15 protein-coding genes are annotated in these 18,763 nt (G+C 58.5%); 5 read left to right on the top strand and 10 right to left on the bottom strand.

Features of this window, described 5'->3' with window-relative positions; translation table 11 throughout:
- The first annotated feature begins 49 nt into the window (after positions 1–49).
- Positions 50–508, top strand: a complete 459-nt coding sequence (gene nrdR, locus HMPREF2943_RS08280) for a transcriptional regulator NrdR (protein WP_010190258.1) — start codon at positions 50–52, stop codon at positions 506–508.
- Here the strand turns inward: nrdR and hrpA are convergent.
- Positions 505–4,380 (bottom strand): ATP-dependent RNA helicase HrpA, encoded by a 3,876-nt coding sequence (gene hrpA, locus HMPREF2943_RS08275; protein ID WP_070711309.1) that lies wholly within the window; start codon positions 4,378–4,380, stop codon positions 505–507. The genes nrdR and hrpA overlap by 4 nt on opposite strands.
- 108 nt (positions 4,381–4,488) lie before the next feature.
- On the opposite strand from hrpA, the gene HMPREF2943_RS08270 reads away from it, so the two are divergent.
- A complete protein-coding gene (locus HMPREF2943_RS08270; RefSeq protein WP_070446748.1) occupies positions 4,489–5,556 on the top strand; it encodes a hypothetical protein in 1,068 nt (355 codons plus the stop codon).
- Positions 5,557–5,662: 106 nt separating this feature from the next.
- Here the strand turns inward: HMPREF2943_RS08270 and HMPREF2943_RS08265 are convergent, their stop codons facing one another.
- Positions 5,663–6,622 (bottom strand): hydrogen peroxide-inducible genes activator, encoded by a 960-nt coding sequence (locus tag HMPREF2943_RS08265; protein WP_070644939.1) that lies wholly within the window; start codon positions 6,620–6,622, stop codon positions 5,663–5,665.
- 173 nt (positions 6,623–6,795) lie between these two features.
- On the opposite strand from HMPREF2943_RS08265, the gene HMPREF2943_RS08260 reads away from it, so the two are divergent.
- Together HMPREF2943_RS08260 and HMPREF2943_RS08255 are read left to right on the top strand one after the other, a co-directional pair.
- Positions 6,796–7,389, top strand: coding sequence for a peroxiredoxin (locus HMPREF2943_RS08260; protein WP_010190254.1), 594 nt, complete (start codon positions 6,796–6,798; stop codon positions 7,387–7,389).
- Between the two features lie 44 nt (positions 7,390–7,433).
- A complete protein-coding gene (locus tag HMPREF2943_RS08255) occupies positions 7,434–7,967 on the top strand; it encodes an alkylhydroperoxidase, AhpD family (RefSeq protein ID WP_070446750.1) in 534 nt (177 codons plus the stop codon).
- Between the two features lie 128 nt (positions 7,968–8,095).
- Here the strand turns inward: HMPREF2943_RS08255 and HMPREF2943_RS08250 are convergent, their stop codons facing one another.
- From HMPREF2943_RS08250 to HMPREF2943_RS08230, 5 genes are all read right to left on the bottom strand, one after another.
- Entirely contained in the window at positions 8,096–8,806 is a 711-nt protein-coding gene (locus HMPREF2943_RS08250; RefSeq protein ID WP_070527225.1) for a VIT1/CCC1 transporter family protein, read from the bottom strand.
- A 142-nt stretch (positions 8,807–8,948) separates the two neighbouring features.
- Complete coding sequence (locus HMPREF2943_RS08245; RefSeq protein ID WP_070527229.1) at positions 8,949–9,326, bottom strand: hypothetical protein; 378 nt, start codon at positions 9,324–9,326, stop codon at positions 8,949–8,951.
- 28 nt (positions 9,327–9,354) lie between these two features.
- The gene (locus HMPREF2943_RS08240; protein ID WP_371325764.1) at positions 9,355–10,380 is read right to left on the bottom strand and encodes a PTS sugar transporter subunit IIC; all 1,026 of its coding nucleotides are present in this window, start codon (positions 10,378–10,380) and stop codon (positions 9,355–9,357) included.
- Positions 10,381–10,561: 181 nt separating this feature from the next.
- Entirely contained in the window at positions 10,562–13,135 is a 2,574-nt protein-coding gene (locus HMPREF2943_RS08235) for a DEAD/DEAH box helicase (RefSeq protein WP_070644937.1), read from the bottom strand.
- Positions 13,136–13,237: 102 nt separating this feature from the next.
- On the bottom strand, positions 13,238–14,257 hold the full coding sequence (locus HMPREF2943_RS08230) for a PAC2 family protein (protein ID WP_070446755.1): 1,020 nt from the start codon (positions 14,255–14,257) through the stop codon (positions 13,238–13,240).
- Positions 14,258–14,609: 352 nt separating this feature from the next.
- On the opposite strand from HMPREF2943_RS08230, the gene HMPREF2943_RS08225 reads away from it, so the two are divergent.
- Positions 14,610–15,758: a DUF4192 domain-containing protein gene (locus HMPREF2943_RS08225; protein WP_070711308.1), complete on the top strand. Its 1,149-nt coding sequence runs from the start codon at positions 14,610–14,612 to the stop codon at positions 15,756–15,758.
- Here HMPREF2943_RS08225 and galE read toward each other — a convergent pair.
- The 3 genes from galE to HMPREF2943_RS08210 form a co-directional block, all read right to left on the bottom strand.
- A complete protein-coding gene (gene galE, locus HMPREF2943_RS08220; RefSeq protein ID WP_070446757.1) occupies positions 15,715–16,698 on the bottom strand; it encodes a UDP-glucose 4-epimerase GalE in 984 nt (327 codons plus the stop codon). The two genes, HMPREF2943_RS08225 and galE, sit on opposite strands and share 44 nt — an antisense overlap.
- Positions 16,699–16,702: 4 nt before the next feature.
- Entirely contained in the window at positions 16,703–17,383 is a 681-nt protein-coding gene (locus HMPREF2943_RS08215) for a metal-dependent transcriptional regulator (RefSeq protein WP_070446758.1), read from the bottom strand.
- 287 nt (positions 17,384–17,670) lie between these two features.
- Positions 17,671–18,666, bottom strand: a complete 996-nt coding sequence (locus HMPREF2943_RS08210) for a sigma-70 family RNA polymerase sigma factor (protein WP_046648202.1) — start codon at positions 18,664–18,666, stop codon at positions 17,671–17,673.
- Positions 18,667–18,763: the final 97 nt, after the last annotated feature.

Below are 18,763 nucleotides of genomic sequence, written 5' to 3'. Positions count from 1 at the left end.
TTGAGCCGGGGAAGCAAGGCGCATCGGCGGAGAGGAAGGTTACGGCACTATGTATTGCCCGTTCTGTCACAATGAACAGTCACGAGTCATCGATTCGCGCGTGATTGATAGTGGAACCTCAATCCGGCGGCGTCGCGAATGCGCCGCATGTAAAGGCCGTTTTACCACGATCGAAAAGGCGGTCCTGTCGGTAGTCAAGCGCAATGGCTTAGCGGAGCCCTTCAGCCGCGACAAGCTGATTCGCGGCGTCAAACGCGCGTGCCAAGGACGTGATGTAAGTGACGATGCTCTGAAGAAGCTTGCACAAGAAGTCGAGGAGACCGTGCGCAGTCATGGGTCTTCCCAAGTCAATGCCAACGACATCGGCCTTGCCATCTTGGAGCCTCTCCGCGATCTCGATGAGGTCGCCTACCTGCGCTTCGCCTCCGTATACAAGTCTTTCGAAAGCGCAGACGACTTCGAATCGGAAATCCGCCTGATGCGTCGGCGTGACCGCGATAGCTTCTAGCGCAATTTATCCGCGGCCTTTTGGATTCTCCGAACAGACACCGCATGAGCGGTTCCTAGGCGTTGCGCGAAGAGCGATACGCGCAACTCCTCGATCATCCACAAGATCTCCTTAACTTCACGCGTCTTCTCGCGGCCTGCAGGCAAGGAGCGCAAACGATTATTCAGGTAGGCCTTGGCCTCGTCGACATCTGCCTGGCGGTCAGCGTCACGATCTGGATCCAGGTTCATATCATCAAGCCTGATACGTGCAGCCTGGATATAGCGCGGTAGGTGGCGCAAGTGCTGGATTCCATGCACGGTGATTGCGTGCGGTGGCAATAGGAAGTCGAGCTGAGCGCGAATATCATCGATTGCCGGCCCCTCCCAGTGCTTCAGCTCTGCGTTGAGGTTGGAGTACTCTGCCAACCCTGGGGCAATGGCCACCACCGCCTGACGCACACGCCCCGGGACCTCAGGCTTTACGGCGTTCAGCAAGGCGGTAAATTCCTCAGGAGTTCTTACGGGCCCTCCCTTGTCCATCATGATGTCGCGCACTGCGGCTACTCGTGCATCGTTGACCAACCCTTCGGCTCCGCCGTGTGGGTAGGAGTCGACAGCTACCCGCTGCTGTAGCGGCAAGCCCTTGACCATCTGTTGTGCACTCACGGAGATTTCCCGAAGCAACAAGGTGAGGGTGGCGGTGATCATGGAGGCGTCGGCAGCCGCTTTTGTCGGGTGCACCTTGAGAGCGACGCCTTCCTTCGTTGCTACGAGTGCTGGATAGGCGGTGACCTCGTGCCCATCAACGACAGTGGTTACCTCTTCATCGATAGCGCCCAGAGTGTCCTTTGACCATTCCTTGACGGCGGTGGATTCAGCTGCCCGGCCAACACGCGAGACGGAGGACGAGATATGCCCGGCTTGGCGTTGCACGAGCGCCTTCAAGTCCCGATCGGAATCGATGACCTTTCCTCGTTTGTCCACTGCCGCGTAGTTCATGCGCAGGTGCGGAGGGAGCTGGTCGGGGCGGAAATCCCCTGCGTTGATGCCTTGCCCGCCCATTTCTTGCAGAACAGCAGCGAGTTGCTCAGTGAGTGCGCCTTCATAGGGCACAAGCTTGGGCAGCGCTCGTTCAGCGAATTCGGGTGCTGGAACCACAGTGCGCCGAAGAGCCTTCGGGAGTGAGCGAATCAGCTCCGTTACCAGCTCTAGCCGCAGGCCGGGTACGAGCCAGTCGAAGCCCTCGGAGTCCAATCCCGCAAGGAGGGGGACAGGGACCATGAGCGTGACACCATCGAGGGGGTCACCGGGTTCAAATTTATAAGAGAGGTCGTAGTCGATGCTTCCCTTCAGCCAACGGTCGGGGAAAGCCTCTTCAGTAACAGCGTGGTCCTCTTCGAGGAGTGCTTCCGGGTCGAAGTCCAAAGAATGCTTGTTCTTCTGTTTCTTCCACCAAGAATCGAAGTGACGGGCAGTGGTGACAGACTCGGGGATTCGCTGGTCATAGAAGTCGAAGAGCGTGTCTTCATCCACCACGAGACCGCGCCGACGGGCCTTCTCCTCATACTCGGAGGCCTCGGCAAGCTTGCGCTTGTTGTCGTGGAAGAAGTGATGGTGGGTGGTCCATTCGCCGTCGACAAGCGCATTGCGAATGAACATATCGCGTGCCGCCGCAGGATCGACGCGGTGGTAGGGCAGCGTCCGGTCTGCGACCACGGTGACGCCGTACAACGTCGAGCGTTGGGTAACGACTGCTGAGCCACGCTTCCGTGACCATGTTGGATCGGAATAGTTGTGTTTCAACAGATCCTTCGCCAGTTTTTCCACCCAGGCCGCGTCGATGGCGGCAACATCGCGTGCCCACAGTCGCGAGGTTTCCACCAGCTCGGCTGCCATGAGGAACTCCGGTGGCTTCTTTGCGAGCGCTGATCCCGGGAAAACAAGGAAGCGGGTATTGCGTGCGCCAATGAACTCCTTGGAGTTACCGTCACGTGCGCCGATGTTGGACAGCAGGCCAGAGAGCAACGACATGTGGATGTCATCGGGGCGCCGTTCGGTGCCCTCTTGAGCGTTCCATCCGAGCTGCTTGGTGACGTCCCGCAGCTGCCGCACCAGGTCGAACCACTCGCGGATGCGCATATAGTGCAGGAAATCGGCCTTCATCCGTTTGCGGAAAGCATTGCCGCTCATCTCCTCACGCGCTTCTTGGACAAAGTCCCACAGGTTGAGCATTGCCATAAAGTCTGAAGACTTGTCTTTAAAACGAGCATGGGCTTGGTCAGCCTGCGCTTGCTTGTCGGTAGGCCGCTCGCGCACATCCTGGATTGTCATCGCGGCGACAATGACCATGACGTCGTGGAGGCATCCGGAGGTGTTGGCTTCAACGAGCATGCGGGCCATGCGCGGATCCACGGGAATGCGGGCAAGATTGCGTCCAATTCGGGTTAGTACCGGCAGCCCATCTTTTTCTTTGCCCTCGAGTGCGCCCAGTTCGTGGAGGAGGAGCAGACCATCGCGCACGGCCTTCGGTTCGGGGGATTGAACGAAGGGGAAGTCGGCGATATCACCGAGGCGCAACGAGATCATTTGCAGGATGACGCTGGCCAGGTTGGTGCGCAGGATTTCGGGGTCGGTGAATTCTGGCCGGGAGAGGAAGTCCTGTTCACTGTAGAGGCGGATGGCAATGCCATCGGCAACGCGACCACATCGGCCTGAGCGCTGGTTAGCGCTTGCTTGGGAGATCGGCTCAATGGGCAGTCTTTGCACCTTGGTGCGAGTGGAATAGCGCGAGATGCGCGCGGTGCCCGTGTCGACGACATAGCGAATGCCAGGCACCGTCAATGAGGTCTCAGCGATGTTGGTAGAGAGCACGATTCGGCGGCCGCGGTGCGAGCGGAAGACGCGATGTTGTTCCTGGTTGGACAGTCGTCCGAAGAGCGGAGTGACCTCCACGTTGCGCCAATGGCGCCCTTCGATGGCTTCCATGGCGTCGCGGATATCGCGCTCGCCCGGGAAGAAGCACAGAATGTCTCCTTCGCCTTCGGCCATGAGTTCTTCGATGGCTTCGCAGAGGGCGTCCAAGGGATCGAGGTCGATGGTCTTGCCACCTGATTCGACCTCGAGCGGGCGGTAGCGGATCTCCACGGGGTAGGTACGCCCCGATACCTCGATGATCGGCGCTGGTTCACCGTGAGCGTCAGCGAAGTGCTTGGCGAAGCGTTCCGGATCAATGGTGGCGGAGGTGATGATCACCTTTAGGTCGGGGCGCTTGGGCAGCAGCCTTTTGAGGTACCCGAGAAGGAAGTCAATGTTGAGCGAACGCTCGTGTGCCTCATCGATGATGATCGTGTCATAGGCGTTGAGGAAGCGGTCACGCTGCATTTCTGCCAGCAAGATGCCGTCCGTCATGAGTTTTACAGCGGTGGTGGAGGAGACTCGGTCATCGAAGCGGATGGCATAGCCGACTGAGTCCCCGATGGATTGGTCAAGCTCTTCTGCAATGCGCTCAGCAACCGTGCGCGCTGCCAAACGTCGTGGCTGAGTATGCCCAATGAGCCCTCGACGCCCGCGGCCGAGCTCCAAACAGATTTTGGGAATCTGGGTGGTCTTTCCCGAACCAGTCTCACCGGCGATGATGACTACCTGATTATTCTCGATAGCTTCGGCGATATCATCGCGGCGCCCAGTGACGGGAAGCTGTTCGGGGTAGGTAATGGGTGGTACATGCGCATCGATGGTGCGCACCTTGTCTTGGGCGGCTGCGATATCGGCTCCAATGGCATTCAGGGCCTTGGGGGAGCGGGCCTTGCGCAGGCGACGGCGGAAAGCGCGCTCATCACTCAAGGAAACCGAAGTGAGAGCGCCGTAAAGGTCTTCGCGAGTAGCAGTCATAATCGACCTAAAAGTCTACTCGGAAGGCTATTCGCTCACAGGTCGAGGTGGAGATATTGGTACCCTCGTGTTTATTGCGTGAACACTAATCAATGAAGGGTATGAATTATGACTAATCCTTTTGAATCGAATCCGGAGGATAACGGCTCCAACCGGGGCTTTGGCAGCAACCCGGCTCATAACTCCGGCGACTCCTCCGGAAACAACGGCGGACTTCCCAAATACGAGCCTACTTCTCACCCAGAAGATCAGGCTGGCTTCGGCCAGTCCAGCAGCTACGGCAATTATGGCGGCGGCGCCTACGGCTCCCAGTCCTATGGTGGGTACGAGGCTGGCCAGCCAGGCTACGCTGGTGCGGGCTATGGAAGCGACTCCAGCTACGAAGGCCCAGGCCCAGGCGCCGGCCCGGCCTACACCGGTCCGGTCAGCGCTATCGAAGCTATCAAGTGGGGTTTCAAAGCCGCGCTCAGTAACGCACTTTTGTGGGTGCTGGGCGCCGTCGTCGTGTTTGCTATTCAGTTTGTTCCACAAATTGGAATCAGCGTTGGTGCGCAGAACGCCGATGGGGCGGAGACCTCCATTATGTTGGACCTCTTCTCCTTCGCGGTGTCCATCCTGTCCTTTGTCATTGCTCTGGTTGTTTATCGTTTGGCCTACCGTGAAATCGACAAGCCGAGCCCCACATGGGGCACCCTGTTCCAGGGTGTTCGCTGGGTACCGCCGCTCGTGGTGAACATCGTCTTGGGCATTCTTGGTGCGATTGTCTTGGTGATTGTCATCGTCGGCCTGCTTATGGTGGGCCTCGGTGGTGTGGCAGGTGTGGACCTCCAGAACCCAGAGCAGCTCAGTGAAAATGATATTTTTGCACTCGTTGGCTCTATCTTCGGCGGAGTCATCATCGTCATGCTGATTGCGCTGTTCATTCAGCCCTTCTTCACTCTCATGCCGTGGTTGGCAGCCGATAGCTCCTCCGTTGGTGAGGCTTTCTCCCAGGGTCTGAAGCTGGGCAAGGAAAACTACGGTCACATCTTGCTGTTCATTGTCCTGTCCGGTCTGATGGCTTTCGCCTCCCTCATCACCCTGGGCTTGGCACTGATCATCATCGCGCCGGCACTGCAGCTGGCAACCGCACACCTGTGCCGCCAGTGCCAGGGTCGCTATGCTCCTGCAGCCTAAGGCTTAAGCTGTCGAATCGATATGCAACGCCGCCCCTGACTTCATGAGGTGAGTTAGGGGCGGCGTTGTCGTCTTCTTTAGCTCTGATGCTGGAGCTGGGGAACAGTTAGGAGGCCGTGAAAAGTGTCCGGGAACGCTCCGCGGCGTCGTGGAAGGCAGCGGTGACCAAGGTCCCGAAAGCGCTGAACTCATCGGCACGGGCAGCGGAAGAGCGGAAGACAAGCCCCACGTGCCGCTCCGCCGTGACAGAAGGGGCAAAGTGTGCGACGGAGAGCCGCGGATTCTGGCATTCCGTTGCCAGGGCGGACTCGGGGACGAGAGTGGCGCCGAGGTTTCCCATGACCAGCTGCAAGATAGTAGTCAGCGATGAGGCTCGAGTGACGGCATTGGTGGCTTCGGAGGGATTGACCTTCGCGCGGCGGCACAGGTCGAGGACTTGGTCGCGGAGACAGTGGCCGTCGTCAAGCAGGAGCAGATCAAGGTGCCCTAGATCCTCGAGCGTGAGATCCTTTCGACCCGCAAGTGGGTGCTCTGCCGGGGTGACTGCGGTGAAGGCCTCGCTGTAGAGAGGAATCTCCACCATTCCGGGGGCTTCGGTGGGCAGAGCAACAATGGCCAGGTCCAGGTTGCCCTCGCGCAGCTTGTCCAGCAGGTGCTGGGTCTGTTCCTCGACGAAGCGGGGTTCTAAATCGGGATAGGTCTCGCTGATGGACTGCAGTATCCCCGGCAAAATATAGGGCGCGATGGTGGGGATGATGCCGATAGTGAGGGGGCCGGTAAGCGTGCCGCTAGCGCCGCGCGCTTGGCTGAGGAAAGCATCGGAAGCTTCGAGTGCTGCCTTGGCATAAGGCAGTAGCGCTTCACCTGTGGACGTCACGATGACCTTGCGGGTCGAGCGTTCGATCAGCTGTACTCCCAAACCTTGCTCGAGTGCGACGAGGGCCTGGGAGAGCGAAGGTTGGGAGATATCGAGTTTGGCGGCTGCGGTTCCAAAGTGCTTGTTTTCCGCAATCGTGACGAAGGTGCGCAACTGGGCGAGGGTTGGGCGATACTCCTTATTGTTCATGCCTATAACTCTAACATCTCTAATTCGTGGAGCCTATTGACGTGCCAAGCCTTCCGTGGCATACTTAACAAGCGAGCGACTGCGTACCAGCCAAAAGGCAAAGTGGTGTGCGGTCGTAGAGATTTGCATCACTTTTGTGCATTGTTGTGACTATTGAAGGAGATGAGTCTTCTATGCCTATCTTGACCGTTGGTGAGAAGTTCCCGGAGTTCGAGCTGACCGCGCTGAAGGGTGGCGACCTCCACGACGTCAACGCTAACCAGCCGGAGGACTACTTCGAGCAGGTATCTCTGGACAAGTACCAGGGAATGTGGAAGGTCGTGTTCTTCTACCCGAAGGACTTCACCTTCGTCTGCCCGACTGAAATTGCGGCCTTTGGCAAGCTGAACGAGGAATTCCTGGACCGCGATACCCAGGTTCTTGGCGGCTCCACCGATAACGAGTTCGCGCACTTCAACTGGCGTGCAACCCATCCGGAGCTGAAGGAAGTTCCGTTCCCGATGTTCTCTGATATTCGCCACGACCTGATCCGTGCCCTCGGTGTGGAAAACGCCGACGGTGTTGCTGACCGCGCTACCTTCATCATCGACCCGGACGGTGTTATCCAGTTCGTGTCCGTGACTCCGGATGCTGTCGGCCGCAACGTAGATGAAGTTCTGCGCGTGCTGGACGCCCTGCAGTCTGAAGAGGTCTGTGCCTGCAACTGGGAGGCTAATGACCCGACCAAGAACATCGACAAGCTCGAGGTTGTTAAGTCCGCTCTGTAAAACAGCACTAAGCACAACCGCCCAACCTTAAAGGAGTTAGATCAGTGTCCATCGAAAATCTGAAGTCCGCGCTTCCGGCATATGCCAAGGATCAGAAGCTCAACATTGGTTCCCTTACGCGTAGCACCGAGCTGAATGAGGAGCAGCTGTGGGGCAGCTTGGTTGCTGCCGCCGCTGCGACCCGCAATGACCTGGTGCTGTCGGAGATTCTTGAGGAAGCTCGCGAGCACCTCAGCGAGGAGGCAATTGACGCAGCTCTCGGCTCCGCCACGGTGATGGCTATGAACAACGTGGCCTACCGCGCAAAGAGCTGGTTGGGTGATGATTTTGCCCAGGTCAAGTTTGGTCTGCGCATGAATATCATTGCTAAGCCTGGCGTAGACAAGGCTACGTTCGAGCTGTGGAGCACCGTCGTCTCCGCCATCAACGGCTGCGAGCACTGCCTGTCCGCACACGCTAATACTCTCCTCGAGGAAGGCGTGACCAAGGAGCAGATTTGGGAAGGCATCAAGGTCGCTGGTGTGGTTGAGGCCGTTGCACAAGCGCTCCAGGCCGAAGCCGTACGCTCCGCTGAGTAAATGACTCAGTGCGCTTTCCCAAGCGCAGTTAAGCAGTCCCACTCACCGCTCGCACTGCGGTGAGTGGGACTTTGTGCATTGTCGGCTTGGGCCCGGACCTGGGGCAGAGGAAAGTGTCCTAGCATGGGCTAGCCGATGACCCCGCCGAAGGCTACGCCGATGCCATAGGTGATGGCTAAGCCGAGCGCACCACCGATAACCAGGCGGCAGACGGAGCGCGCGGCATCCGTGTCAGCGAGGCGTGCCGAAACGTAGCCCGTGATTGCCAGGGCGATCAGGGTAACAATGGCGACTGTTGCTGCAGCCATGCTCATGGGTGCGAGGAAGATTGATAACAGGGGGAGTGCGGCGCCGGCAAGGAAGGATACGGCCGACCACAACGCGGCGTGCCAAGGATTTGTCAGGTCTTCGCCATCAATGCCCATCTCCAGTCGAAGGTGTGCCTCGAGAAGTCTATCTTCGGCAGCGATCTCGCGGGCGGCAGTATCCGCGGTTTCGGTATGCATGCCGTAGCTGGCGAGCATAGAAACGAGCTCGGCATGCTCTTGCTCGGGGAGATCTGCCAGCTCGCGGGTCTCCTTGTCTATCATCATGCGCTCGGAGTCGCGTTGTGCCGAAACAGAGACATATTCTCCGAGTGCCATGGAGGCAGCGCCCGACACCGTTGCGGCTAGGCCGGCGGTGAGGATGGCGCTTGCCGACGCCCCAGAACCAACGACGCCAAGTAGAAGTGCCGCGACGGAGACGATGCCGTCGTTAGCCCCAAGTACACCTGCGCGAAGAGAGTTCAGACGAGCGTTGTGTGAGGCTCCGTGGGGTTCGCTGATATGTTGTGGCATTGCCAGCTCCTTGGATACCAGAATATGCGTGGCTCTCTAGTGCTTTCGCAGTTGTCTAGAGAACTTCTTATGTTCCAGTATCGCCGCTGGTCAGGGCCTTGTAAAGCGTGTGTAGGCTTAGCTGAATGCAGAGAGTGAAGGCTTAGATTATAGTGCCGGTCCATTCACCGCATGCCGCACCGTCCACGGAAAGAGCCATGGTAAACACTTCTTCCGAGAGGTTGAAATGAGCGGTGGGGAGGGTAACAGTCAACTCTTCCGGGGTGTACTCGTAGGGGTAATCAACCCGACGGTGGGCGTCCCTGGTGTCCTCGCCGAAGGAAGAGATTTCCATCGACGTGAGCTGCTCTTGTTCGAAGTGAGCGGTGAGCTCCAGATCGAGGGTGTGCAGGGTGAACACGACGTCACGGTGGTGGGGCATTCCTCCAAGGAGCCAATGCACGGTGACGGCGTCTTCGTGCGTCTCAAAATGAACGCCTGCGAGGCGGATGCCGGTGGGCGGGGTGTTCTGTTCGTTCATAGCGGTCCCCACTGTACTCCCCGGATACCTACTTAAAGTCGAGAGAAAAGTACTCAGCCCTAGTCAGGTGCAGAACCTTTTCAAAGAGCCAGCAAAAGAGCAGCGCAAGGGCGAGGGGAAGGATGACATAAACGAAGGTAATAATCATCACGTTGCTGGCGCTCCAACCCCAGCCTTCGTAATTGAGGGCTGCCAGTGGGCCCATGAGGCCGGAGATGCCAAAGCCAGCAGAGATAGGGGTGCCGGAGATTCCTAAAGCGCCACCGACGCCGCCCAGCACGGCAGCGGAGCATATCACGGGCAGGAAGGTGACTGGCTTGGATAGCATGTTGGCCATTTGCACCTTCGGGGAACCCAAAACATGCAGGATAGAGGTGGCGAAGCCGTTGACGCGCCAGCCGGCAACGAGGAGTGTGAACCCAGCGGCGACGGCGCCCAGGTTCGCGGTACCGGAGGCGATGCCGTCAATGAAGATGGCAGTGGCAATGCCGACTGTGGAGACTGGAGAGACAATCATGATGGCGAAAAGGACGGCGAGGACAACACCCATGAGAACCGGCTGCAAAGTAGTTGCCCCATTGACCAAGTTGCCCAGCCAAAGAGTGAAGACCTTGACGATGGGGAAGGTGACAGCCCAACCGATGGTGCCCGCCACCAGCGTCACGATGGTGGATAGCAACAAAATAGAGTAATTTTTCAGCCTGTCGCCGATAAAGAGCAATAATCCCACTGCTATGGCTGCGGTAAGGCCTGAGTTGATAACAAGACCGGTGCCTTTGAGGAAGAAACCGCCTTCGGGATTAACAGTGGCCACGCCTGAGCCGCAGAAGGAAGCAATGCCGACCGCAGCAGTCTGGATGGGGGTCATCTTGAATTCGATGCCCACGAGGACACCAATCATTACCGGCAAGAGGCTTGCGGCTAAGCCCGTCAGTGCAATGACGGTGGCTGCGCCGGACCACAAGGGGAGTAGCGCCTTGGCTAATTCACCGAGCAGTGCTTGTGGGACGAGCGACACAACGACGGCGATGGAGATGCCGTTGAGGACCTTCATGGTGAAGGAGCCGGGGGTGAGGCGCTCGGCCGCAGGCGCTGCGCTGGCGTGAGGGATAGGGGAAAGCTTGCGTTCGTCTATCTGCTGTGGCGTACTCATTCCCCAATCATACGCATAATATGCGGTGTGTAGAAAATATTAATTCAGAAAGGGGGGTATTAATAGTCCCTGCTTATGCGCCCTAGTACTCCACGCGCAGCTCGGATAGCCGTACCTCCCCGGCTTCATCGGAGGCATCGAGATCTACGGTGCCAACGAGCTGATAGGAATTATCACCCTCTGGGTCCTTAAGGATCTGACGCACGGTCCACGACCGCGAGCCGCCAACGCCACGAGCGCCCGAACCTGCGTCGCCCTTGTCCAGGAGGAAGTATTCCTGGCCCCTAGCCGCTGGCCCAGTGTCAATGTCATCGTAGTCATCGAAGTAGTCATCGAGGGCACGGCTAAAGTCAGGAATCTCCTCCAAGTAGTCCAACAGGTCTGCCAAGCGCTCTTCCTTCTCCAACGCAAAGAGTTGGGCAAGGCGGAAGAAGTAGTTGCGCACCATGATGCTGAAAGCCCGCTGATTCGCGGTCAAGGCGGTGGGATCCTCGACTCCGAAGGCCAACTCGCGGTCCAAATCTTCCTGGGAAATGGGGGAGTCCTCGCCAGCCATCTCAGCCCACTCGTCGACAAGCGAAGAATCGACTTGGCGGATAAGCTCCCCGAGCCAGACGATAATGTCCTCGAGTTCCTCTGTGAGGAACTCCGCAGGAATGGACTGCTTGAGCGTGCGCCAGGCATCGGTCAGGTAGCGCAAAATGACGCCTTCCGAGCGGGCCAGACCGTAGGTGGCGACGAGATCGGAAAAAGTCATGGCGCTCTCCAGCATGTCGCGCACTACAGACTTAGGCCGCAGCTCGAACTCCTTCGCCCATGGGTTGGTCTGGCAGAAGGTCTCATAGGACTGCTCGAGGAGCTCTTCCAGAGGCTTTGGCCACGTGATGTCTTCCACGATGGCCATGCGCTCGGTATAGTCCACGCCCTCGGCCTTGAGCGCCGCGATTTCCTCACCGCGCCGCTGCTTCTGTTGGGCAATGAGTACCTGGCGAGGATCATCCAGCACCGATTCAAAGACAGAGATGACGTCGAGTGCATAAGTATCCGATTCTGGATCTAATAAGGTGAGCGCTGCCAGCGCGAAGGGTCCTAAAGGCTGGTTGAGGGCGAAATCGCGCGGCATCTCTCGCACGACGTGGTAGGGACGGCCGTAGATATCGAGCCCCTTCGTAGACTTTTGCACTACGCCCGAATTGAGAAGTCCCCGGAACAGACTCAATGCCGTCAGGATGTCTTCGTTCTGGCGGGCACGCGTGTTGTGGCTGGTGCGCAGCAGGTGCTTGAGATGCTCGTAGCCGTTGCCGTGCCGGGCGAGCACGTTGAGCAACATGGAATTGGACACTCGGAATTGGGACGTTAGTTGCTCCGGTTCGGCGTCGATAAGCCGTGCGTAAGTCTGTTCCGACCACGACACTTCACCGTCGCGCGCAGACTTCTTTTTCAGCTTCTTGAGCCTTGCTGGGTCATCGCCCACACGGCGCCGCGCCTTGGCGTTCTCAATCTCATACTCCGGCGCCTGCACGACGACGGTGCCTTCCGTGTCATAACCGGCGCGGCCAGCGCGGCCGGCAATCTGGTGAAACTCGCGAGACTTCAGAATGCGCTGGCGGGTTCCATCATATTTGGCAAGGCCGGTCATCAGGACTGTGCGAATGGGGACGTTGATGCCCACGCCCAAAGTATCGGTGCCGCAAATAATCTTGAGAAGGCCCTTCTGGGCCAGGCGCTCAACCAAGCGCCGATATTTCGGCAACATACCAGCGTGGTGCACACCGATTCCCTTACGCAGAAGCTTAGAGAGGTCTTTGCCAAACGTCGTGGTGAAGCGGAAGCCCGCGAGCTCAGCTGCAATGGCCTCCTTCTCCTCCGGGGTGATGATCTTCGACAGGGAAGTCAACGCCTGCGCGCGCTCTGAGGCCTCGCGTTGGGAGAAGTGGACGACATAGACAGGGGCCTTGCCATCGGCGAGCAATTCTTCGATGGTTTCGTGGACCGCGGAAAAGACATAAGAGAAGTCGAGGGGCACTGGGCGAGTTGTTCCCGCTACCAGAGTCGTCGTACGGCCGGTACGCTCCGTCAAATCCTTCTCCAGCCAGGCGGTATCGCCCAAGGTGGCGGACATGAGCAAGAATTGGGCCTTCGGTAGCTCCAACAGCGGAACCTGCCAGGCCCAGCCGCGATCAGGCTCGGAGTAGTAATGGAACTCATCCATGATTACCTGATCAATGGCGGCTTCCGCGCCATCACGCAGCGCAATATTGGCCACAATCTCAGCCGTCGCGGCGATGATGGGAGCGGAGCCGTTGACCGTGGCATCACCGGTCATCATGCCGACGTTCTCGGGGCCGAAAATCTCGCAGAGCGCGAAGAATTTTTCGCTCACCAAGGCCTTGATGGGTGCGGTGTAGAAGCTGCGCTGGCCGCGCGCCAAAGCAATGAAGTGGGCGGCGTTGGCCACCATGGATTTGCCGGAACCAGTGGGAGTTGCCAGGATGACGTTATCCCCGGCAAGAATGCCGAGGGAGGCTTCTTCCTGCGCTGGGTAAAGCGAAATACCACGGCCAGAAGTCCAGGACAAAAATGTGTCCCAGATGGCCTCATCAACCATCGACTCGGGGACTTCGGCGAGATCGGGCAACATCTGAGAAAGGTTCACCCGTCCCACCTTAGGCGAAAAGCACCGCGGACTAGGCCTCCACCCCGGAGTCCCAGATGGCTGTCCTCGGTGCCTGTGTTCGTGCGGTAGATCTAACTGCGATTAGACGTCATCGTCCATATCCGAGCCGGGTCCTTGCTCCCGCCCATAGTTGTCTTCGCGGTCATCGATATCTTCGGAGAGGATATCCGGATTGTCGTCGAGGCCCGCCAGGAAAGCTTCAAAGTCTGCTCCGATCTCCTCACCAGTAGGCATGTGCTCTTCGCCAGGCATGATGGCCTGCGGGTGGCGGGAGCGGTAGCGCTCCATGTAGGCGTCGTACTGCTCCTCCAGCTGGTGGACCACGCCTGCAATTTCCTCAGAGTTGGTAACCTGCTCCTCCAACTGCTGGTTAACGCGAGTCACGTCTGCCTCCAAGCTGCCCAGTGGGATGTTGAGGCCAGCTGCGGTTGCCACCGAATCCAAAAGACGCAGCGTGGCCGACGGGTACGGGGAGGCGGCCAAGTAGTGCGGAACATGGGCGGTGTACCCGGCAACGCGGCGGCCCTTCTTGTCCAAGGCTCGCTCGATATACAGGGCGGCGGCGCCGGGGACCATCATGGTGGATTCCATGCGCACCATTGAGTTAAGGAGCTCCGGCGAATTGCCATGCGCTGTTACCACAGTGGGGCGGGTGTGCGGCACCGGCATGGGGGCCGAGTAGAGCATGATGGTGTTCTTGATATCGAATTTCTCCACCAAGTTCACTACCGCATCAGTAAAGGCCTCCCACCGCAAGTCCGGTTCAGGGCCCGAGAGAAGCAAGAATGGAGTGCCAGAGTTATCCCGCAGCACCTTGATACCCAAGTCAGTGTTCTCAATCTCCACCGTGCGGTCATGATCGATGGTGACGGCGGGGCGGCGCGAGCGGTAATCAATGAGCTCGTCATTGTTAAACGAGGCCAGCTGGCGGTTTTCCAAAGCGGCCTTGAGGTGATCGGCACTGGCTTCGACGGCTTGTCCGGCGTCGGCATAACCATTCATAGCAACGATCATCGTGGGGCCGTTGTCTGGAGTCGAATCATCCTTGATCACTGGAGCGGGATACTCCAGCTCATACATGCGGCGCTGTTCTTCCTGCATGGTAGTGACTCCTCCTTCTCATCGTGCGCTTCTTAACGAGCGTACGGACTTCATCAGCGTTCTGTGTCATGCAACGCTTAAGGCTTGCTGCCTATTCCCAGCTGAAATGGTGCTCCAAGGAGAACACAAACCCGGGAGGCTGCGTATGTGGGACTGCCTGCGGGAACTGGTGTTGATCGTACAAGCATGCCATATAGTCATTACTTCCTCCAGGCTTGCCTTTGCCAAGGTGTGGATAACCCAGTGGATTTCCATGGATTGAGTGGCAGTCCGGACTTGTTATCCACAGATATGCCGTGCGCGCCGGGGTATCCCTAGCGGTGGCTACCGTTGGTGGTTCAGGCTACAGGGTATGAACACTTTTTCAACGCACACAGACCGTACACCACCAATAACAACTCCAGGTCATCTTCTCGCTAACATCCCCGGCCTCTTAGGCTTCTATCCCACCGAATCAGTGGTGTTCATGGCCATCGACACCACTCCACGCGGCCCAGCCATGGGGCCGCTCGCTCGCGTCGACATCACGGATGCCCAAGGAACGATCACAGACATCGCACCGCTACTAGCGGAGCATGCCCGCGAAGGTGTCTTTGCCTTCCTCATCTCGAAGCAGCCTCTCACCGAACTGCGGGAAGTGTCCCACTGGCTTTATAGCCTGGACCGTGCTGAGGATGGGGTGGAGATCGACGCCGCGTGGTATGCCCAGGAAATCACCCAGAATACGCCTTATATATTGCTGCATGGAACCGTCAACGCGGACGGTAGCGGGCCGATGAAGAAGTGGGTTGAGGGGACTATACCGGCGCTAACCGACGCCCCCTCGATGCGCTCTTGCGTCGACCACAATGTGGTACCTGAGCTAAACCGGGAGGATTTCTTTTCCGTCTTTGCGCCGGGGAATAGCTACCTCGACGCTGAAGAAGCTAAAGTCTTAGCGCAGCAAGCCCGCGATTCGGCAACGCGATATCGCGAGCAGGTGGCCGTTGCGCACGGAAAGAAGCGCAAAGACCTGCTGGATCACTTTCTTGAGGATGCCCAGTGGGCGCTTGACCAAGTGGCATCGGTGGAAGAAGCAGAACAGGACAGCAAGCTACTGGAAACCTGCGCAGTGTGGCTCGCGACGACGTGGACGCGCGACCTCGTAGTAGATATCTGCGCGCAGGCAGGCGAAGCCGGGGCGGACCTTCTCCTCGCAGCGGCCCGCACATTCAGCGGGGAGCTGCGGGCGAATGCGCTGACCCTTTTCGCATTAGCGCAGTTGGAGCAGGAGTGGGATATCCTTGCCGGACCAGCATTGCAGCTCGTCACGGAGGAGTTTCCCAGCCACCGCCTCGGGGCGCTGCTGTGCCAAGCGTACCGCCATGGCCTGCATGAAAAGGTACGTGATTCGATTCATACAGGGGCGCTCAAGGCTTATGACACCGCCCTAGGGAAGGAGCCTAAAGAAAAGACGCTTAGCGCCGAGCGGAGTGAGCCCGCTCGCCGAGCTGCCGGGTGAAATTCCAAGCATCCGTGACGATGGTCTTCAAGTCGGTGCGGCCTGGGTTCCATCCGAGCTCGGATTTAATCTTGTCTGAGGACGCCACGAGCGTCGCGGGGTCACCAGCGCGGCGCGGCGCAAGCTCTGCTGGGATGGGGTGTCCAGTGACTTCGCGGCAGGCCTCAATAACCTGCTTGACCGAGTAGCCGTCCCCGGAGCCCAGGTTGTAGATGCGGTGGGTGCCAGCGGCATTGCTCTCCAGCGCTAAGACATGGGCTTCGGCCAAGTCACGAATGTGGATGTAATCGCGCACTGCGGTGCCATCGGTGGTGTCGTAGTCATCGCCGAAGATGAAAATCTTTTCGCGATGTCCCAGCGCTACCTGCAGGACAAGGGGAATGAGGTGGGTTTCCACCTCGCGGTTCTCTCCGATATCGCCGTAGGCGCCGGCGACGTTGAAGTAGCGCAGGGAAGTCGCCCCCAAGCCATAGGCCTGGGCATAAGAAGTAATCATGTAGTCGATGGCAAGCTTCGATGCGCCATAAGGGTTCGTCGGCTGGGTGGGCATCGTCTCCGTGATCGGCACTTGCGCCGGCTCACCGTAGGTGGCAGCGGTTGAGGAAAAGACGAGGTTGGTGACCTCGAATTCACGCATAGCGTTGAGCAGCTTTAGAGTTGTGACCACGTTGTGCTGCCAATAGTCAGCCGGGGCCTCCACAGATTCGCCCACGAGGGAGCGGGCCGCGAAGTGCAAGACTCCTTCGAAACCGCCCTCAGATAACACCTCACGAGCGACATCGGCCACGTCGCCTTCGACAAGGCGCGCCTTCTCCGGGATGGCCTCGCGGTTGCCGGTAGAGAAATTGTCGATGATGGTGACATCGTGGCCTTTTTCAACGAGGACGGCCGCGCATACGCTGCCGACATAGCCGGCGCCGCCGGTAACTAACAGCTTCATCGGTTTAGTCCTCCTTGACGCGGATAGCGTGAGCAAGGTCGTCGACAAGCTCGACAGTGTGCCCTGATTTCGTTGTCAGCCTAATCGTCCCGCTCTCATTGACTACGGTGACGTGCGAGCCAACCTGGATTCCGCAGGCATACAGGTCGTGGAAGGTGGAATTATCAGCTTGCAAGACCTCATTGATTTGCACGATAGTGGCCTCGGTTTCTTGCCCCGTGGGAAGGTCGATGGCGCGCGTGCCCAAGTCGAGCTCTACCGGAGACATGCCCAGCTGAGCCAAACCGGGGATTGGGTTGCCGAATGGTGAGCGGGAGGAATCCTCCAGCACCGCGACGACTCGCTTTTCCACTTCTTCGCTCATGACGTGTTCCCACCGGCAGGCCTCGTCGTGGACCTTGTGGATATCAAGGCCAAGGACATCCGTGAGCAACCGCTCAGCCAAGCGGTGTTTGCGCATGACGTTGGTAGCTAATTCGCGGCCCTGCTGAGTGAGATCAAGGCTGCGGTCGGTGCGCACGTGAAGAAGTCCATCGCGCTCCATCCGGGCCACGGTCTGGGAGACGGTCGGTCCGGACTGCTCTAAACGCTCTGCAATTCGAGCACGCAGTGGGGTAATACCTTCCTCTTCGAGCTCGTAGATGGTTCGCAGATACATTTCCGTGGTGTCAACTAGGTCCCTCACGTGGGCTTACCTTTCTGCGTTGTCGGCGGTCCGTAGCCACATAGGTTTAGGCGCGGTAATAAAAGTGTATTAAGAGAATATCTTAAACAATAGCGCATTTTTCGAAAGCTGAGAGCGCGCAGCACTGTGCGTTCGACAGGGAGGAGAGGGGCGGGAATTAAAAACCGTGAGGACCACCGCGAGGAAAGAAAAAGCCACCGAGCAACGTCCTCTGCGGCCCAGCAGCACAAGTCAACTGGGCAGCAAAGGCATTCCTCAATGGCTAAGGCTGGGAAGTCAGCTAAGGCTTAGAGCGCGTACTCGCGGAGGCGGTCCGCACGGTTGCCCTCGCGCAACTTGGCCATCACCTCACGCTCGATTTGGCGAACGCGTTCACGAGAGAGGCCGAACTTGCGGCCAATCTGGTCGAGGGTGCGCGGGACACCATCGTCCAAGCCATAGCGCAGGCGGATGACATCCTGTTCGCGTTCCTCGAGGGAACCAATCACGGAGCGGATATCGGAGTGGCGCATGGAGGCCACCACAGCGGTCTCGGCATCCGTTGCCTCGGCATCCTCAATGAAGTCACCCAACGGGGCTTCCTCATCGGTACCGACCGGCATGTCCAAGGAAACAGGATCGCGGGACTGGCGCAGCAGCATCTCGATCTTGGACTCTTCGATTCCGGATTCCTCCGCGAGCTCCTCATTCGTGGCCTCGCGGCCCAAGGACTGGTACATCTCGCGCTTAATCCGGGAAAGCTTATTTACCTGCTCAACCAGGTGCACAGGGAGGCGGATAGTGCGGGACTGGTCAGCCATGCCGCGGGTAATGGCCTGGCGGATCCACCACGTTGCATACGTGGAGAACTTGAAGCCCTTGGCATAATCAAACTTCTCCATCGCACGAATCAGGCCCAAGTTACCTTCCTGGATGAGGTCCAGCAGCGGCATGCCGCGGCCGGTATAACGCTTAGCCAGGGAGACTACGAGACGCAGATTGGCCTCCAAGAGGTGGGAGCGAGCCTTCTTGCCTTCGCGGGCCAAAATCTTCAGGTCGCGCTTCTCAGCGCGGGTCAACTTTTCGGCATTAGCGAGCTTGTATTCGGCGTACAGGCCTACCTCGATGGCCTGTGCGAGCTCAACCTCGTCCTCAGCACTCAGCAGCGCCGTTTTGCCGATTCCGTTGAGATAAACGCGGACCAAGTCCGCAGAGGGATTGTCATTTGTTTGGTTACGGCGTGAGCCGCGGTCAACTTCCTGTCCGTCCTCGTCCTGGACGCTAGCAGCGGATGATGTGGCCATCTCATGCCTCCTAAGTTGCGGCTTGGTTCATCTCCTACAACGAGCTTTCGGCGCAGTTAGTTCCCGTGGCCCGAAAAATGTTCTAACACCCCGCGGG

Origin of the sequence: Corynebacterium sp. HMSC072D12, assembly GCF_001813925.1 — a bacterium.
Lineage (GTDB): Bacteria > Actinomycetota > Actinomycetes > Mycobacteriales > Mycobacteriaceae > Corynebacterium > Corynebacterium aurimucosum.
The sequence above is the reverse complement of the archived record's forward strand: the minus strand, read 5'-3'. Positions and strand labels throughout refer to the sequence as shown.

Bases quoted from the DNA above. Each gene is read 5' to 3' on its own strand.
- galE (WP_070446757.1), bottom strand. From the start codon at position 16,698: ATGAAGCTGTTAGTTACCGGCGGCGCCGGCTATGTCGGCAGCGTATGC.
- HMPREF2943_RS08240 (WP_371325764.1), bottom strand. From the start codon at position 10,380: ATGAAGGTCCTCAACGGCATCTCCATCGCCGTCGTTGTGTCGCTCGTC.
- HMPREF2943_RS08250 (WP_070527225.1), bottom strand. From the start codon at position 8,806: ATGCCACAACATATCAGCGAACCCCACGGAGCCTCACACAACGCTCGT.
- HMPREF2943_RS08265 (WP_070644939.1), bottom strand. From the start codon at position 6,622: ATGAACAATAAGGAGTATCGCCCAACCCTCGCCCAGTTGCGCACCTTC.
- HMPREF2943_RS08210 (WP_046648202.1), bottom strand. From the start codon at position 18,666: ATGGCCACATCATCCGCTGCTAGCGTCCAGGACGAGGACGGACAGGAA.
- HMPREF2943_RS08245 (WP_070527229.1), bottom strand. From the start codon at position 9,326: ATGAACGAACAGAACACCCCGCCCACCGGCATCCGCCTCGCAGGCGTT.
- hrpA (WP_070711309.1), bottom strand. From the start codon at position 4,380: ATGACTGCTACTCGCGAAGACCTTTACGGCGCTCTCACTTCGGTTTCC.
- HMPREF2943_RS08225 (WP_070711308.1), top strand. From the start codon at position 14,610: ATGAACACTTTTTCAACGCACACAGACCGTACACCACCAATAACAACT.
- HMPREF2943_RS08230 (WP_070446755.1), bottom strand. From the start codon at position 14,257: ATGCAGGAAGAACAGCGCCGCATGTATGAGCTGGAGTATCCCGCTCCA.
- HMPREF2943_RS08270 (WP_070446748.1), top strand. From the start codon at position 4,489: ATGACTAATCCTTTTGAATCGAATCCGGAGGATAACGGCTCCAACCGG.
- nrdR (WP_010190258.1), top strand. From the start codon at position 50: ATGTATTGCCCGTTCTGTCACAATGAACAGTCACGAGTCATCGATTCG.
- HMPREF2943_RS08260 (WP_010190254.1), top strand. From the start codon at position 6,796: ATGCCTATCTTGACCGTTGGTGAGAAGTTCCCGGAGTTCGAGCTGACC.